Annotated in this window: 12 protein-coding genes; 8 read left to right on the top strand and 4 right to left on the bottom strand. The window is 43.9% G+C overall.

Annotated features, from left to right (window positions below; translation table 11 throughout):
* Positions 1 to 69: 69 nt before the first annotated feature.
* A complete protein-coding gene (locus AC6R05_RS21775) occupies positions 70 to 1,539 on the bottom strand; it encodes a lactate dehydrogenase (RefSeq protein ID WP_152469882.1) in 1,470 nt (489 codons plus the stop codon).
* Positions 1,540 to 1,620: 81 nt separating this feature from the next.
* Positions 1,621 to 2,331: a purine-nucleoside phosphorylase gene (gene deoD, locus AC6R05_RS21770; RefSeq protein ID WP_032550517.1), complete on the bottom strand. Its 711-nt coding sequence runs from the start codon at positions 2,329 to 2,331 to the stop codon at positions 1,621 to 1,623.
* 342 nt (positions 2,332 to 2,673) lie between these two features.
* Here deoD and AC6R05_RS21765 point away from each other — a divergent pair, with 342 nt between their 5' ends.
* Positions 2,674 to 3,642 carry a L,D-transpeptidase family protein gene (locus AC6R05_RS21765; protein ID WP_500648596.1) on the top strand — a complete coding sequence of 323 codons (969 nt, stop codon included), beginning with the start codon at positions 2,674 to 2,676 and terminating at the stop codon, positions 3,640 to 3,642.
* Between the two features lie 119 nt (positions 3,643 to 3,761).
* Here the strand turns inward: AC6R05_RS21765 and AC6R05_RS21760 are convergent, their stop codons facing one another.
* Positions 3,762 to 4,028, bottom strand: a complete 267-nt coding sequence (locus AC6R05_RS21760) for an Lpp/OprI family alanine-zipper lipoprotein (RefSeq protein WP_500648595.1) — start codon at positions 4,026 to 4,028, stop codon at positions 3,762 to 3,764.
* A 363-nt stretch (positions 4,029 to 4,391) separates the two neighbouring features.
* Between AC6R05_RS21760 and AC6R05_RS21755 the strand changes: the two genes are divergently transcribed.
* Complete coding sequence (locus AC6R05_RS21755; protein WP_500648594.1) at positions 4,392 to 5,723, top strand: DEAD/DEAH box helicase; 1,332 nt, start codon at positions 4,392 to 4,394, stop codon at positions 5,721 to 5,723.
* A 54-nt stretch (positions 5,724 to 5,777) separates the two neighbouring features.
* Here AC6R05_RS21755 and AC6R05_RS21750 read toward each other — a convergent pair whose 3' ends face one another.
* The gene (locus AC6R05_RS21750) at positions 5,778 to 7,025 is read right to left on the bottom strand and encodes an SGNH/GDSL hydrolase family protein (protein ID WP_500648593.1); all 1,248 of its coding nucleotides are present in this window, start codon (positions 7,023 to 7,025) and stop codon (positions 5,778 to 5,780) included.
* Between the two features lie 475 nt (positions 7,026 to 7,500).
* Between AC6R05_RS21750 and AC6R05_RS21745 the strand changes: the two genes are divergently transcribed.
* The 6 genes from AC6R05_RS21745 to AC6R05_RS21720 all read left to right on the top strand — a co-directional run bounded on the left by AC6R05_RS21745 (position 7,501) and on the right by AC6R05_RS21720 (position 17,432).
* Positions 7,501 to 8,433 carry an esterase/lipase family protein gene (locus tag AC6R05_RS21745; RefSeq protein ID WP_500648794.1) on the top strand — a complete coding sequence of 311 codons (933 nt, stop codon included), beginning with the start codon at positions 7,501 to 7,503 and terminating at the stop codon, positions 8,431 to 8,433.
* Between the two features lie 200 nt (positions 8,434 to 8,633).
* Entirely contained in the window at positions 8,634 to 9,332 is a 699-nt protein-coding gene (locus AC6R05_RS21740; protein ID WP_500648592.1) for a lipase secretion chaperone, read from the top strand.
* A gap of 183 nt (positions 9,333 to 9,515) precedes the next feature.
* Positions 9,516 to 11,528: a prolyl oligopeptidase family serine peptidase gene (locus AC6R05_RS21735; RefSeq protein WP_500648591.1), complete on the top strand. Its 2,013-nt coding sequence runs from the start codon at positions 9,516 to 9,518 to the stop codon at positions 11,526 to 11,528.
* The gene (locus tag AC6R05_RS21730) at positions 11,529 to 13,673 is read left to right on the top strand and encodes a TonB-dependent hemoglobin/transferrin/lactoferrin family receptor (protein WP_500648590.1); all 2,145 of its coding nucleotides are present in this window, start codon (positions 11,529 to 11,531) and stop codon (positions 13,671 to 13,673) included.
* 9 nt (positions 13,674 to 13,682) lie between these two features.
* On the top strand, positions 13,683 to 15,965 hold the full coding sequence (locus tag AC6R05_RS21725) for a proprotein convertase P-domain-containing protein (protein ID WP_500648589.1): 2,283 nt from the start codon (positions 13,683 to 13,685) through the stop codon (positions 15,963 to 15,965).
* 33 nt (positions 15,966 to 15,998) lie between these two features.
* Positions 15,999 to 17,432 (top strand): Lcl domain-containing protein, encoded by a 1,434-nt coding sequence (locus AC6R05_RS21720; RefSeq protein WP_500648588.1) that lies wholly within the window; start codon positions 15,999 to 16,001, stop codon positions 17,430 to 17,432.

Genomic DNA, 17,432 nt, shown 5'->3' with positions numbered 1-17,432 from the left:
GTGCTACCTCATGTTATTACTTGGTATTCAACCACTTCTAGCATATTCAGCTAGATGACTATCTTTTCGTTACGACAGCAGTTGCTTCAAGGTGAGAGGTTGTTCAGCAACACCCAAGCGCTGTGCTGCGGTCAGCCCCTCTTTATCTTGATAGCACAAATTATGCCAAGCTCTAAAGATATCGAGCAGAGGAAGGATGCCACCAGGACGCAGTTTACGTCTTGGTTCGTTAATAAAGCCATCAAACAGGACCTGGAATCGCTGTTGATAGAACTTGGTCTGTTTTAGAGATGCGTGCTCGAACCAATGTTCTGGTTGAGTGTTGTTACCCGCTAGGTAACAGATACCTTTTTGCTTGTCACCTTGATTAGCTATCGCCCAACGGTCTCGCCACCAACTCATGTGCACAATATCGATTTTTTCAAACCCTAGACTGTCATCCCACAAGGCATCTTCTTCAACATACATCAGATCAACGTTGTTGTTTTGGATCCTTGGCAGGCAGACACTCAGTGCTGCTGAACGCAATAGCGGATCTTGAGGCAAGTAGATAGACACCGGTTTGCTCTCATCACACATGTCTAATACATGTAAGAAATGAGCATAAGAGGTATAAGGCGGACGAACCAAAGCGCCTTTAGATGGGTAGCTAAAAGAGGTGAGGTTACCCATCGGATCTTCGACATTGCCGCGAGCAAGAATCACTTGGTATTGCTGCTCAATGCGCTTTTTAAGATCATCAGACGTGGTTGGTAGCTCTAAGTTAGCCTCAGAAGAGTGCTCTTTTGAGACGAATCGAGCGACAGAGTCGTAAGGGTTATGATCAACATTGCCAATGGGCTCTTCATTTTGAGAGTAGTTGACGTGTTGGCAAAGGATATAGCCTGAGTGAGCTTCACCAGTAGCGATCCACACAACGCCATTGTTGCTATGTGGTTGCAGTCGTTGGTAATCAGAAGCAAATTGGTAATCCTTCGCGTGATTCACCCAACGCGCGTCGATCATCGCCAGCTTACGACGACAGCGGCTCGCAATATGATCCACATGATCGTAGAAGGTTTTTGGGTTGATCTCTAACTTGCGGCAGATTTCACGTACGGAATAACCCATGAACAAAAGGCCCATGAGGTTTTCTTGGAATTGCAGTTTTTTGTTAGAGCCTGACCATTTATCAACAAACGTCGATTGGCAATCTTTACAGCGATAGCGTTGTCTATCCCCGCTGTAGCCAAAAGCATGGTATAGGTGTTTGTGAGTGTGGACAGAAAGCCCAAAGTTATCGCAATCATCATTGCGACAAGCAGGAAGGCCGTCACTATGGAGGTGACGAAGCCGATGAAGTTCATTCAAAACTTCATGGTTGTTAAGTAAGGGGGGGAAAGCTCCACATTCACGACAAACCATCGCTGGACGCTTTGGGTTTGCATGTTGCAAAACATAACGTTTTGCATCGCTCAAGCCAAAGTTGTCACACGCCAATGTTTTACAAAAGTTGAGTTGTAAACCGTCCGCGTCTTTTGGCAGCTCGTCGTTGGACACGATCGCCCCCTCGGGATTATTTGGGCAGCCAAGCGAACTTGGCTGCGGGGTATTGCTTTTCAAAGTATCGTTAATCAATGATTAGATGTTGATAGCTGTCTCTAGAGCTACTTTCATCATGTCGTTGAACGATTTTTGACGCTCTTCTGAGCTTAGTTTTTCACCACGGATGATGTGGTCAGAAACTGTTAGGATTGTTAGTGCTTTCGCGCCTAGGTCTGCAGCAACGCCGTAGATACCTGCCGCTTCCATGTCTACACCTAGGATGCCTAGTTTTTCCATCTTCTCGAAGATGTCTGCTTCAGGTGTGTAGAATAGGTCTGCAGAGAATACGTTACCTACTTTCACTGGTACTTCTTGAGCGCGCGCTTGGTTTACAGCTTCTTCTAGAAGACCGAAATCAGCGATTGCTGCGAAGTCGTGGTCGTTAAAACGAATGCGGTTAACTTTAGAGTCAGTTGATGCACCCATACCGATAACAACGTCCATTAGTTTAACGTCGTCACGTACTGCGCCACAGCTACCAACACGGATAACATTTTTTACACCGTACTCAGCAATAAGTTCGTGTACGTAGATGCAGCATGAAGGGATACCCATACCGTGGCCCATTACAGAAACTTTCTTACCTTTGTAAGTGCCTGTGTAGCCGAACATGTTACGAACATCACAAACTTGCTTCACGTCATCAAGGAATGTTTCAGCGATGTATTTTGCGCGAAGTGGGTCACCCGGCATCAGTACAGTTTCAGCGAAATCACCAGCTTGTGCGTTAATATGAGGTGTAGCCATTGTCGTTCTCCAAATTTATAGCGGTAATTATAGGAACAGAATTTTTAATTACCGTTTCTGTTGAATTGAATTCGTTTCGTTGAGGCAATATTAGCGAGTTAAAACGGTGCTCCTTGAGAAGCAGGTCACAAAAAGAGGCGTTTCCAACAATTGTTTGATCGTTAATAACTAAAAATGTTGAAACCGTAAAGGCAATCGATTTTGCCGAGCCGATATCTGTTGATTTGAGGAAGGAAGCAGCGAATGTGGCGTGATTCGTGTGCGAAACGCCGATAACGAGCATTGTCGAGACAAGGATTCAGCATTAATCTAAAATGATAATAATAAAAAACAGGGTTGTTTATGTCGTACCTCTTAAGCTCAACGCTTCTTAACGTAGTAAAAAAACGAATAATTAAAACACGCATTGCCGTTGCTTCGCTGCTGGCTACTAGTCTTTATTCCGCCTTTAGTGTCGGGGCAACCTTTGAGTTACCACCGAGTGATAGTCGTGTTGTTGGCCGAATACAGCACCATGAAGTCGTTGCTGGAGAAACGTTAGCTCTGATCGCTAAGCAGTATGATATTGGCTTTTTGTCTCTAATGGCTGCAAATAAAGGGGTCGACCCATTCTTGCCGGCTGAAGGCTATGTGTTAAGTATTCCTAGTCGCTTTATTCTTCCTGACACTCCACGCCAAGGCGTTGTCATCAATCTAGCCGAGTTAAGGCTTTATTACTTTGAACCGGAGAAGAACCTTGTTCATGTGTTTCCTGTGGGGATAGGTCGAGTAGGGCGAGATACACCAGAGATGGTGACGACGATTAGCCAAAAACGACCGAATCCAACATGGACGCCACCGAAATCCATTCGCGAAGAGTACTTGAGCAAAGGTATTGAGCTTCCACCAGTCGTACCAGCAGGCCCAGAGAACCCACTAGGGGAATATGCGTTGAGGTTGGCTTACGGTGCAGGAGACTATCTTATCCATGGAACCAATAAAGACTTTGGTATTGGACTACGTGTCAGTTCCGGTTGCATTCGAATGGAGCCGAAAGACATTGAATGGCTGTTCGAGAAAGTGAATAAGGGCGAGAAGGTCACGATAATCAATGAACCGATCAAAGTGGCATTGGAGCCCGATCGTAGCGTATTTGTTGAAGCGCATGAGCCCTTAACACGTAGCGATGGTTCTAAAAAGCCATTAACGATTCCTATCGAGTTGAAGTGGTGGCTGGATGAAGCTGATGTCTCTAACTCGAAAGCTAAATCCGTGATTTTTGCTCAGAACGGTGTACCTGTAGAGATAGCACCGCGTACTCAGCAGTGGTAGGCATAAGTCTTTAATTCGTCCTGCAATTCAGCTCTCAATCAGCTTTGTAAACCATACTTGGCCGAAAACAAAAGCGCCACTGTAAAAACAGTGGCGCATGAACTCTTTTAGTAAATAGATTACTTAGTGTAAGAGCTTGCGATATTGTCGATACGCTCGTTAGCACGCATCGCTTCTTCTTTCGCTGCCATCGCCGCGTCATTTGCTTCTTGAGCTTTCATCTCTGCTTCGGCTTTTTCATTCTTAAGTGCTTCAACTTCACTAGTTAGTTGAGCAACTTGATTAGATAGCTGTTCCACATCCGACATTGCCGCCTCTTCAGGACCAGAAGAACAACCTGCCAATACAAATACAGAGGCTGCAGCTGCGATTAACACCTTATTCATAAGAACTCCTTGCTTATTAATCATCATTAGATGCGCTATACATTCTTAATCATATAGTCGCTTCAACATTGATTGTAGCGACTAATTACTTAAGCGCAAAAGCGATCCTAAGAAAAATTGCCAAATTATTGAGGTAATTAGCAAGGTGTCACACGGATTCTCAAAAATGAGAATGGCATGACCTTCTTCTTTGTCAGGGCCATATCTTTTTGATGCTTAACACGAATTTACCGTATCCGTGATAGAACACTCACTAAGAATCCCGGATAAATTTTCTGTGATCTCTATCCTTATAACGGGGTTTCGCGGTATCATGTCACGTTAAAATAATTTTGTTCAATACCATCAAGACTGGAGAGTCCTTTGCACTTTAAAGATTTAGGCTTAGATAATCGCTTACTGAAGAACTTAAAACATTATGACTTTAAGAAAGCGACAGAGATCCAACAGAAAGCGATCCCTGTTGCTATTGCCGGTAAGGATCTATTGGCTTCATCAAAAACGGGATCAGGTAAAACATTGGCCTTCGTACTGCCGATGATTCACAAAGCATTAAAAACAAAAGCGTTTTCTGCTCGTGATCCACGTGGTGTAATCTTGGCTCCGACGCGTGAATTGGCAAAGCAAGTGTATGGCGAGCTTCGTAGCATGCTTGGTGGGTTGTCTTACGATGCAGCGTTAATTCTTGGTGGTGAAAACTTTAACGATCAAGTGAAAGCACTGCGCAAATACCCACGTTTTATTGTGGCAACACCAGGTCGTCTTGCTGACCACCTAGAGCATCGTTCATTGTTCTTAGATGGTGTTGAGACACTGATTTTAGATGAAGCAGACCGTATGCTTGATTTGGGTTTTGCTCCAGAGCTTCGCCGTATTGCTAACGCAGCTAAGCATCGTCGTCGTCAAACGCTGATGTTCTCTGCAACGCTGGATCACGCGGAGGTAAATGGCATTGCTAACGAAATGCTAGATGCCCCGAAACGTATCGCAATCGGTGTTTCAAATGAAGAGCACCTAGATATCACTCAGAAGTTCTACCTATGTGATCACCTTGATCATAAAGAAGCGATTCTTGATCGTGTTTTGGAAGAAGCAGAATACCGTCAGGTGATGATCTTCACGGCAACACGTGCTGATACTGATCGTCTTACAGAAAAGCTGAACGAGAAGAAGTTAAAAGCAGTAGCGTTGAGCGGTAACCTTAACCAAACACAACGTAACGCGATCATGAGTCAGTTTGAGCGTGCAGTGTACAAGATCTTGGTTACGACAGACGTTGCCTCTCGTGGTATTGATATCCCGAACGTGAGTCACGTGATTAACTTTGATATGCCTAAGCACACTGAAGAGTACGTTCACCGTGTTGGTCGTACCGGACGTGCTGGTAATAAAGGTGATGCAATCTCTTTGGTTGGTCCAAAAGACTGGGACAGCTTCAAGCGTGTAGAGCTTTACCTACAACAAGATCTTACTTTCTCAGTACTTGAAGGCCTGAAAGGTAAGTTCAAGGGTATCAAGCCTCGTAAGCCATCTTTCAAGAAAGGCGGTCCTGCGAAGAAGGCTAATAAGCCACAAGTGAAGAAAGCGCCGAAGAAACCTGTTAAGCGCGATAAGAGCTTCCACCAAAATGTGGCAGTGGGTGATTCAGTCTTCATTCCTAAAAAGAAAGTCGCTCCTAAAGTCGACGACGAATAAATAAGAAAACCGCCGTTAATGGCGGTTTTCTTTTATCTAAACGGCGTGATGCCTTTAAAAGTCGAAGGTCGACATTGAGTTCATCAGTATATGTGTGGCGATGTATTTGTGAGTTGCCGTGGTTGGGTGTGTTACGCCCCAGAACACATAGCTGTCAGAACCGTAAGTTGCACAATCATTTGTTAAGCTGTGGCTATATAGGTAATCCTGAGAGGCGCTGCGATTAATGTCTAAGCAGGCATCTTTGGCGTTTCTGAATCCATGTGTTTGTGGATTACTGGTGATACTCGAGAATAGTGCGTGAGCATCAAATAGGATCACGTTGTCACCTTTACTTTGATAGTACTCTGATTGTTCCTTGATGAATTGGTTGAACGCCAGAATCTTACCACGAACGGTCTCGATTTCTTGTTCAGTTGAGTACTTAAACTGAGGCGCTTTGGTCGCATCTGGTAGGGTGAACAGAAGAATATTTTTTGCGCCAGCGTCGGTTAAGCGGATCAATGCGCTGCTGAAATCGGCTTTTACATCAGCCACTTCGCGTCCGTAATTCATAAAATCATTCAACCCGAACTCTAATGTGAACAGGGTGTTCTCTGGTCGATAGTTTTTCGCCATCTTCATGTAAGTAAGATACGAAGTTACCTGATCATAGACGCCAGTGAGAGCGACATATTGATTGGTCCCTGCTGCGCCACCCACAGCCCAGTTATAGAGTGGGACGCCCTTAGCGTTAGCTAGGTATTCAGTCCAAACAAAACCATTCGAGAAGTGACCTAAGAACCAAGAGTTTGGGTTAGGGAAGATCCACTGTGAGCCATTGAATAGGTTGCCTGTGTCTGAAAGGCTATCGCCAAAAGCGACGATTCGGTTGATTTGATTGGCTTGAAAGCCGTGGTCGTTAGTCCAGATGGAGTGGTTGTAAGAGAAGCGATTGTCTGCAGCAAAGTAGGTAATATCGGCTTTGTCGTGTTGAACATCTAATGTCTCTACACAACGCTGTTTAATCTCTTGTTGTGGGGTCTCGCTGTAGAACATGTTTTTAAAGGAGATTGAAGACCACCAGTAACCGTCAATGGTGTAATAGTCACCGTTTTCTTTTCTAGCCCATTCCCAATCCGTAGCGGGTGAGTCATGACTTGCATCGGTTCGATACCAGCACCTAACGTAGGTATAAGTGGAATCTGATTGTGTTTGTGCAACTTGCGCTGATGTGATTGACTCTGGAGTCATGGTGTTATCTTGTGCTGAAACCGCACCAAATGGCATCAATAGAGCCAAAACTAACGTTGTTTTTTTCATATGTAGGATCTTTCAATTGAGTGTGAGGAATTGAATAGACCAGTAATCAGTATTGTTTATTGAAAACTGGTCAGACCTATATGTCTTAGTGATGCGTTTTGGTCAATCCATTTGATTTTATAATTTTCTCTATCTGGTACTAAGATCCATTTTTCAACGAAAATCTGTCTAAAAAACAACCTTGTCTTGTTCGTTAAAATTTGTTTTTACTGATTGTTAAAGTATAACCTTTTACTTTAACCCAATAAAAACAAAGCCTTAAATATAGAAGTGTCATTAAGGCTTCTGAGTTCTTAGCAGAGCGAAATTGTTGGAACTGCATTCCTGTGAATGAGTGGTTGATGTTTAATTTAGGTGTTGAATGGTCGTTATTGCTCACGATTCTTAATTTATAAATTTCTACTTTTTGAATTCCTCTCCTAGCTTTTCAACTCATCCGAGGTCTAATTAGTAAAGGAGAAAGACGTTGAAAAAGATGATGCTGATGGCGGCCCTTTGCGTGGGAAGTGCCAGTGTGTACGCTGGAACGAGCACCGCGCCACTGGAACATTCAGGGTACACGCAAACACAGTACCCAATTGTGTTGGTACACGGGTTATTTGGTTTCGACACGTTAGCTGGTGTCGATTACTTTTACGGTATTCCCGAGTCTCTAGCGAAAGATGGGGCCAACGTTTATGTCGCTCAGGTCTCTGCGACGAATAGTTCAGAGGTGCGAGGAGAACAACTTCTTGCGCAAGTAGAAACTATTATCGCCGTTACTGGGGCAGAGAAGGTTAACTTAGTTGGTCATAGCCATGGTGGTCCTACTGCAAGATATGTAGGCTCAGTGAGGCCAGATCTTGTTGCATCGGTCACCAGTGTCGGTGGGGTTCATAAAGGCTCTAAAGTTGCGGATTTAGTGCGAGGCAATGTCGCAGAAGGATCCATTACTGAGTCGATTGCAGTTAAGTTGGCTGGTGGCCTAACCACTTTGATTAACTTACTTTCAGGCGGAAGCGATCTTGAACAGGATGGGCTCGCTTCATTAGAAGCACTCACGACTGAGGGCTCTCTAGCATTTAATCAGCATTACCCGGAGGGTGTACCGACATCGGCGTGTGGAGATGGCGAATGGCAAGCGAGCAATGGTGTCTATTACTACTCTTGGACGGGATCGTCGACCTTTACCAACTTGCTCGACCCGACGGATGGAGCAATGACAATTTTAGGTTTAGCGTTTGATGGTCCTAGTGATGGTCTAGTGGGGACTTGTAGTGCTCATTTAGGTCGTGTGATTGGCGACAACTACAAAATGAATCACTTGGATGAAATCAACGGGACGTTAGGGATCCACCACCTTTTTGAAACAGACCCTGTCACTCTCTATCGTCAACACGCCAATCGCCTCAAGCTTGCGGGCTTGTAAACCTTTATTATTGAAGGAGTTAATCGATGAAAAAGGCCACACTGTTACTGATATCAATGATCGCTGTAGGAAGTTTCAGTGCGGTCTTTTACCAAGGCCAATCACGAGCGCAAGCCGTATCGGCAAAGCACCTCAAGAGTGAGTCTCAAAGTGACACGGAGATTGATCAAAGTTCAGCCAAAGATACGATGGATTATTTTATGGCAGCAATGGTTGATATTGACCTCAATCAGGTCAAAGAGAATGTCTCTGACTTCAATAATATCGCTCTTAATAGCGTGATAGATGATCGATTATTTGAAAAATATTTGGAGTACAAATCGGCACTAGAGCAGATAGATTTTTCGAATAATTATTCTAATTTAAGCATTGAAGAGCTGACAGAGTTACACGAACTATTGATGGATCAACAGGCCTATTACTTTACTGTGAGTGAACAAGAGTTGCTATTTGCCCATGAAAATCGAATGCGCGAGCTAGCGATTGAAAAACTAAAAATGAGGCAAGAATATACTGACCCAATTGAATTTGAAAAGCAGTGGCTCGAGGCATTAACTCTTCAACCTGAGTATGTTCAACAAACGCAGAAAAATACTGTAACCTTAACCCAGCTTAGTCACGCAAACAGTTTAGATAACCAGCAAAAATACCTCAATCGAGTAGAGATTGTCGGCGAAAGTGCTGCACAACGATTAAGTGCACTAGACGCCCAACGTGAGCAATTTGATAGTGATTTCCAACGGTTTATCACTCAAAGAGAGACGATACTTGATAACCCCAATTTGAGTGCAGATCAGCAAGCACAGGAAGTTGCTTTGTTGAGAAACGATCTGTTTAACGAGCAACAGATAAAGCGAGTAGAAGCGCTAGAGCGAATTCATGATAGTGAAAAAAACTAAAGTAATCGCTTAACACCCTTAAAATGAATAGTTAGACAGAATAATAAACCAGTAAATCTAGTCAATCGAGCACAATAATTGAGATTCATATCACTAAATCATGAAAATGATAATTGATCTCATTACCATTTGGGTGCAGTATACGCGAAATTTATTAAATTGGCGTATGGATTTATTGGGTTTATGAAAACGTGTTGCCTGCTTGTTTTAGCAACTTTAGTTTCAGGAAGCGTGACTGCTGCGGATCAGTTCTCTTGGTTGAGAGACGATTCTAGAAGCAGTGAGCGCGTATTGGGTTATCTCGAGAAACAGAATGAGACGACCGACGCGTATCAGAAGACCTTACAAAATGAAATCGACTCGCTGCAATCCATGTGGCGAGAGAACCGACCGCAACGTTCAGAGAAGCCTTGGCGAGAAACCAATGGCGTAGAATATGCTTGGAATGACTACACACTGTTGTCGCGCGCACCAAGCAGTGTTGGTGTGACAACTGTCATTTTCGATGCCAAACATCACGCTGATCAACACGAGTATTATCAAATTGGTGGTTGGAAACTAAGCCCTGACAATTCCTTACTCGCTATTGCAGAAGATCTTGATGGTTCTGAACAGTATCAAATCAGCATTGTTGAGCTAGCGACCAATAAAATCACGCACCTTATCACTGGTGTTGAGCCATCTATCGTTTGGTCGAATGATGGGAAATCGCTGTATTTGGTAAAACAGGAGCCAAAGACACAGCGACCACATACTTTGATCAATAAGTCATTGAAAAGCGGAGTTGAGACATCGCTTTTTCAAGAACATGAAAATGCTTGGCTGCTTTCAACATACCTAACAAGCGATAGAAATTTCGCCGTTGTCCAGAGCAACAGCGACAACAGCAGTGAACAACGCTTTCTCGATCTTAACACTGGTGAGTTATCACCACCCATTCAACAGCGCCAAGAAGGCATTGAATACTATGCAGATCGTTTTGCCGATCATGTGTATATCAATAGCAATCACCAACGCAAAAATTTCCAGATCTATCGTGTGAGTCGTTCTGATTTAATGAACATAGATGCTTGGCATTTATTTGGTGATTTTGAAACGGGTGAGGCAATCAACAACTTTCACCTATTCCGTTCAGGTGTCGTGGTTCAAACCAATCTGCAAGGTAAGCAAAAACTGCACGTCTTTGATGAAAGCGACAAGCTGATAAAGATTGAAAACGTTGCTCGTGAAGGTGGCGTCGCTTGGGTAAGCCAAGTGGGAGACTACAACAGCAATAAGCTACATATCCGAAGCATGTCTATGATCCAACCGGGCCTTTGGGAACGCTTTAATACGCTAACGGCAACTCGTGAATCGATTGGGCAAGATGTCTATCCAAATTATCAAGCAGAGATGTACGTTACTCAAACTTTGAATGTTGAGAATGATGGACATGCTGTCCCAGTGACGCTCGCTTACCGAAAAGAACTTCTTAATAAGCAGAATCCGGTAGTTCTATATGGGTATGGCGCTTACGGTGTCACGATGAAACCTTACTTTATGCCGCAAACAATCAGTTTACTTGATCGTGGTGTTATCTACGCTGTTGCTCATGTCAGAGGCGGAGGTTTTAAAGGTGAACAATGGTATCTCGCTGGTAAAGGCCTAAACAAATCGAACAGTATCTCTGACTTCGTTGCTGCAGCCAGAACACTTCAAAACTTTCAACAAGGCGAACGAGCTATCTTGGCAATGGGGTCAAGTGCTGGCGGCACCTTAGTGGCAGGAGCCTTAAATGAAGCTCCTGAAGTATTTGCTGGCGCGTCCCTTAAGGTCCCATTTGTTGATGTGATCAACAGTATGTCGGATGAGACGTTGCCGCTAACTGCTCAGCAGTATGCCGAGTGGGGTGACCCTCATCAAGAGTCTGAACTTTTAGCAATGAAAGCTTATGACCCATATTTCAATCTTTCCAAAGCCGACTATCCACCTGTTTTAATCAGTGTTGGCCTAAATGATCGACGGGTTCCCTATTGGGAAGGCGCTAAATATCAAGCCAAGTTGAAATCTTTGACGACAGGAAGTGGCCCTTATTTGCTGTCGACCAATTTTAGCCAAGGTCATTCGAGTGACAGGCAGCAGTCTTTATCACAACAAGCGTTTGAATACGCATTCCTATTATCACTTACGTATAAAAATACTAAAGCGGAGCAGTAAATGAAGCTTTCACCCCTATCAGCGGCAGTACTGAGTGTACTTGCTGCCAACGTCGTGCACGCCGAATCCGAGGTTTTTCAGTTTGAAGAGGTCGTGGTTACCGCGAATAAAATCGAACAACCCCTATCTGAAGTGGCTGGTTCCGTTGCTGTTATCGATGGTGAACAGATCGAAAAAAACGGCGCGACCGAGCTTTACGATGCAATCAGAAATGAACCGGGTGTTAGCGTGAGTGGCGGGGCTGGTCGACCTCAGAACATTACTATCCGTGGTATGACTGGCAACCGAATTTTAGTGGTTAAAGATGGAATAAAGTCGTCAGATGGTTTTGGTGCAAGCGACATTAACGACAAAGTGGGCCGCAACTCGTTTGATCTTGCTGACATTGACAGTGTTGAAATTGTCAAAGGTGCGAGTTCTTCGGTTCACGGTTCTGGTGCAATTGGCGGTGCTGTCGTTATTAAAACAAAACAACCAGGGGACTATCTTAAAGATAGTGATTTTTACAGTGATGTTTCTGGTACCTACACTGGTGTGAGCGATAAATATCGAGGCTCAACGAGGCTTGCTTTTAGATCTGGTAGCTTTGAAAGCTTGGTTAATCTGGCTTACTGGGAAGGTGGAGAAACACGAAATTACGATGAAAATTTGTATAAACGCGACATTGATGGTGTTAGCGGTGCTTACACTTTGAATTACTGGGCGCAAGATGATCTTATGTTCAAAGCTAAGGTTGATTACTACAAAGAAAATCTTGGTAGGAAAGAAGGCTTAGCCAAAATTCAAAAGGATGGTCTCTGGGAAACAGAAGAATTTGACCAACAAGCCTATACCGAGTCATACACTGCCTATGTGGGAGCCGAATATTTCCCAACAGACTCATGGTTTGAAGAGCTCGATACCAAAATTTATTGGCGCAATACTGTAGCCGACGAAGCGGTGAATGCTCTTATTTCGCAAGAGCAAGGTAACATTACTGCATTTCGTCGATTGATCGATGATCGTCACTTCACAGATGAAGTTATCGGTGCGGATGCTGACTTTATCAGTTCTTTCTCACGATCGGGTTTAACTCATACACTCTCGTATGGGGTGAGCTTCGATACCACTTTTCATGAACGACCAAGTAACTCACAAATCCTCGACTGGAATGGTCTTACCCAGAAAGACGCTAAGCCTTTTGCGTCTGCACGTTCTTATGTTTTTGCTGCGAACCTACGAGATGTGATTGAAGTAGATCGTTGGACAATTACTGCAGGCGCTCGCGTTGATATTCACCAAATTACACCAGACTCAGATAGTTCAATTGAAGGGTATAAGGTAAGCGATAAAACGACAGGTGAGTTGTCACCAAGTTTGTCCCTCGCTTATCAAATGACGGATTCACTGAACTCATACATTTCTTATAACCATGGTTTCCGAGCGCCAACTTACGACAAAATTTACGGTTACCAGAACCATGATTTTGTGCCGATTACACCGTTTGAAATTGTGCCTAATGAAGATCTTGATAAAGAGACCAGCGATTCATTTGAATTGGGGAGTAAGTTCGACAATGGTCAAACAGTGCTTTATGCCGCTGTCTTTTATCAAAAGTTTGAAGATTTTATTGACGTGAAGCAGATAACGTCTCGTCCTGATACTAATAACAATGGGATGTATTACAAACAATATCAGAATGTTAGTGGGGTCGAGACCTATGGCTTCGAAGCAACAGCAGCACAACGTTTGAATGAATCTTGGAGTGTCACTACAAAACTGGGCTTTGTTGATGGAGAGAATGACGAGGGTGAAAAGATCCGCACATTGACTCCGTGGGAAGGAAACGTCGCTCTTAATTACGACAATGAATCTCTTTCTGCTTACACGATGCTTAATTGGGCACAAGCAATGGATGATGTGCCGGAATGTGAAAATGATATTGGTTTGACGGTAGATTGTGCAACAACGTCTGGCTGGGCAACCGTCGACATGGGCGTTAGTTACTCTTGGAACTTTGGTCTAGACGTATCAGCAAACGTAATCAACCTGTTTGATAAAGAGTACATCCGATACCAAGACGTAGCGGGTATTATCGACTCAAATAAGCACTACTCAACTGAACCCGGACGTTACTTCACTGTACACGCCAAATATCAGTTCTAAGGCAGAATTATGAAACTTAAGCCATTAGCAATATCACTTGTTCTAGCGTGCGCTCCGATCGTTCAGGCTGCTGAATGGGACTACCCTTCAGCTAACGTTGTGCTTAACGATCAAGCGGCAGTAAAAAGCTACCTCGACTCCAATTACTCTGAGTTTGGTGATTTTGTATTTCGCTACAAAACCGAATCGCAGTTAGGCGAGCATTTTAATTTTAATGTTTGGGTCAACGGTGAATATCAGCCGCAACGCGCAGTCGTCGTAACTACCGATAAGACACAACGTGTCGTGCGCGTGTTTAAAAGTTTTGAAGATACGATATTAAGATCAGGTGTACCTACTGTTGCTGCTGAATTGGAAGCGCCGCGCTCTCTTGAAGCGGATGCGCCACCCCCACTGAACTCGGGGAGCTTGGTGAATGTCGATGTATCTCTATTTGATCCTGATTTAAGAACGATGCAGCAACAGGAAGCGCCTGCATCGACTTGGTCATTGGTTTCAGAATACCCCCAGCCAATCGAATATGTAACTAAGTCCATTCAGGTTCTGCAATCTGGTGGTAACTATTATCTGTCTAATTCAAGGCTGAACCAGGTTGATGTTACCGCACTAATCACTGTTCCCTCTGACGGAGGAGAACCGGTTCGAGACACTTCTAGTTTCTTGAGCCCAGAAGGTGTTCAATCGTTCGATAGCGTTGAAGCCATTGAAAATGTGCGTTTTGGTGATGATGCTTTTCCGCAGATTATGGCTTTTTATCACCTTGATACGTCTTTGAAATATCTAGAAAGTTTGTCTTATCAATTATTTGATGACCCGTTGCGCTTTGATGGAAGAGGGTTATCTCTCGATAACTCATCATACTATTACGGTCCGAGGGTGGTCACTTTTGGTATCGGCGGTGCTTCACCAGATGCTGTTGATTCAGATGTTGTCTTGCACGAACTTGGACACGGTATTCATTACCAAGCCGTACCGGATTGGGCTTACGGTCATACTGGTGCAATTGGCGAAGGTGTCGGTGACTATTGGGCTGGTAGTGCGAGCTATCGTTCACAATACCTAGACGCTTCTCGTCGTGGACAAGAATTCGAACTGGATACCGTGTTTAACTGGGATGGCTTGTTTGGTGTTCGCCGCACTACTCGTAGTTTGTGGAATCAGCGCGCGCGCTACTTTGAACGAGCAGAATACCCTGCCCACGTGAGTGTAGGAGGAGAGCTAGGTGACGAACTTTGGTCAACTCCGCTTTTCCAAGCTTTAAAAGCTGCTATAGAGCGTTATGGTGATGGCACAGATAGCGTTTTTCGTGAGTTCGACGCCATTGTTGTTGAAGGGCTTTATGGTGTCGGTCGTGGCGTAAAAATGCACGATCTCGCTGAGTCGACGGTATTTGCTGCTAACGCACTGTTTCCAGACAAAGAGTATGCTCAATTTCTTACTGATAGCTTCAATCAACATAACTTATTGAAGCCTCCTTTTGTGGTTCGCCACGATAATCGCTATATCGGTGAAGGCGATGATGTAACTGTTCATTTGGCACAAAATGGTCGCCAAGCGACAGTGAAAGGTCAATGGCGACTGAATAGTGAGTCGGTTTTCGACATTGATCAAACGTTGTCTGATTCATCAAGTATGAGCGTTTCATTGCCTTCTAACTTGGCTTGTGGTGTGCAGTTCGATTCTGCAGTATCACTAGACTATCAATTTGGTCAAGATCTCCAAACACACCAATGGCTAAATAGTTCGAAACTGGTAAATGGCCTACCTAAGTTAGGCACCTTGCCAACCACTACAAACTCGACACTTCCTGATACCGTGATTGATGATCTCGGACGTACAACTTATGGCGACAAAATATTCGTTCAAAACTTGTCTGACAAAGGATTAACGATTGATGACACCTTTGCAGTCTATTTGAATATCGAACATGCCTCGCTTGAAGATCTGCATGTCAAATTGGTTTCTCCTCAAGGCAAGTCGGTGGTTCTACTTAACCACCAATCAAGCAGCAGTAATGGTTTTAAAGGTTATTTCACAGCTCAGTATGACGACGAGTTAAAAGAACTTGTCGGTGAACCGAGCTGGGGAACTTGGCGCCTTGAAGTTTCTGATCGTGTTTCAGGAAATTCTGGGGTCTTGAAAGAGTGGGGTGTGAGTCACTTTGCTCAATATCAGTGTAATGCTGATGCCACTAATGAAAGCAGTAGCGGTAGCTCAGGTGGTAGTGGTTCACCTTTGGGTTTGATTGTCCTGCTAATGCTATCAATGGTGAGAGTGATTCGCTCTCGATAAGCCACAAACTATTAATTAAAAGAAGATAAATTTATGAAGTTACAATATTCTTTCATTGCTGTATCGCTGGCCCTTGCTGGCTGTGGCGGTGGCTCTGGTAGTGACGCAGCGGCACCAACTTACGATGTTGCTGGTACTATTCGCTCCCAAGGTTCCTTACTTGATACTCCTGTTTGTATTGATTTAAACCAAAACTTCGCATGTGATAGTAACGAGCCAAGTGCGAAAAGTGACAATACAGGTCAATTTACGCTGACTTCGACAGACAAAAATATTTTGAATAGCACCATTCTTGCAGAAGTCGATGCCGGTTCGAGCAAAACACTGCGTATTGCCGCTCCAGGTCAAGGTTTAGCATCTGGTAACTCTATTAATGCAGTTACGACTCTGGTTGCAGGTTTAGTTATTGACGGTCAAACAGTTGCCCAAGCTGATGAAACCGTCAAAACGCAAGTAGCAAGTGCGGGTGTCTCGTTAACCGGAACTGTCATGTCTGACCCAGCGGTAAATGATCTAAGCAACCTTGAGCAAAATATCATTGCACTACTTACTGAGATGAAAGAAGAAGAAATGACTCAAGGTGTCGCTCTAGTTGCTAAGAAGTTGAGTTACGAGAACAAATCTCTCGTTTCAGGTTTACTATCACCAGCAGAAACTACAGCATTTACTCAAGAGTTATCTATTGTTGCTGCTCAAACATCAGGCTCGAACGACACCGGTGCTGTGCTGCACTTTGCTGATGGCGCTAGCGACGTTGCAGACGCTCAGAGTGATTTCCCTGGTCAAGATGCTGAGTATGGATTTGATAAAAACGACCTACAAGCAACAACGGGTGCTGGCTTCAAATTCGTAAAACTTGACGATAAAGGTGCAACCCTAGCTGCGGATGCGACGGAATGGTCGTGTACTTTAGATGAGAGAACAGGACTTATTTGGGAAAACAAGAGTGCTGATACAAATTCCGTACAGTTTAAAGACCGTACGTTTGTTTACGAGTCAGATACCTTTAAGCCATATTCTGAAGACTTGGCTGCTGTAGGTTGTGTCGCTGCCGGTGATGAAATCTGTTCAACGAACCAGTATGCGGCTCATATCAATCAACAATCACTATGTGGTGTAAATGAATGGCGTTTGCCTACATATTTAGAATTGTACGATGTACTAGATTTCGGTGAGACTGAGCGAGACTCTGACGGTGAATTATATGGCTTAAACCATGCCTATTTCCCAAATCAAGGTATAGGAAGTCCTGATGTAGAAGCCGGTTCTATGTGGGTTCATGATTTTAGTTACATAAATTACTCAACAGCTGGTGACGATACTGCAAAATACTTTGCATTTATTGTTACTAGAGGAGACTACCGAGGCAACATTAGTTTTGATCAAATCTATACAGATAAAGCTGATCAAGATAGCGGTGCGTCTTACCAATTTCCAATTCGTCTAGTTGCAGTAAAGGGTCAGTAA

This window comes from Vibrio sp. R11-SG3-ISO9, assembly GCF_059834255.1.
The sequence above is the reverse complement of the archived record's forward strand: the minus strand, read 5'-3'. Positions and strand labels throughout refer to the sequence as shown.

Bases quoted from the DNA above. Each gene is read 5' to 3' on its own strand.
- AC6R05_RS21720 (WP_500648588.1), top strand. From the start codon at position 15,999: ATGAAGTTACAATATTCTTTCATTGCTGTATCGCTGGCCCTTGCTGGC.
- AC6R05_RS21765 (WP_500648596.1), top strand. From the start codon at position 2,674: ATGTCGTACCTCTTAAGCTCAACGCTTCTTAACGTAGTAAAAAAACGA.
- AC6R05_RS21760 (WP_500648595.1), bottom strand. From the start codon at position 4,028: ATGAATAAGGTGTTAATCGCAGCTGCAGCCTCTGTATTTGTATTGGCA.
- AC6R05_RS21740 (WP_500648592.1), top strand. From the start codon at position 8,634: ATGGCAGCAATGGTTGATATTGACCTCAATCAGGTCAAAGAGAATGTC.
- AC6R05_RS21730 (WP_500648590.1), top strand. From the start codon at position 11,529: ATGAAGCTTTCACCCCTATCAGCGGCAGTACTGAGTGTACTTGCTGCC.
- AC6R05_RS21735 (WP_500648591.1), top strand. From the start codon at position 9,516: ATGAAAACGTGTTGCCTGCTTGTTTTAGCAACTTTAGTTTCAGGAAGC.
- AC6R05_RS21745 (WP_500648794.1), top strand. From the start codon at position 7,501: ATGATGCTGATGGCGGCCCTTTGCGTGGGAAGTGCCAGTGTGTACGCT.
- deoD (WP_032550517.1), bottom strand. From the start codon at position 2,331: ATGGCTACACCTCATATTAACGCACAAGCTGGTGATTTCGCTGAAACT.
- AC6R05_RS21725 (WP_500648589.1), top strand. From the start codon at position 13,683: ATGAAACTTAAGCCATTAGCAATATCACTTGTTCTAGCGTGCGCTCCG.
- AC6R05_RS21750 (WP_500648593.1), bottom strand. From the start codon at position 7,025: ATGAAAAAAACAACGTTAGTTTTGGCTCTATTGATGCCATTTGGTGCG.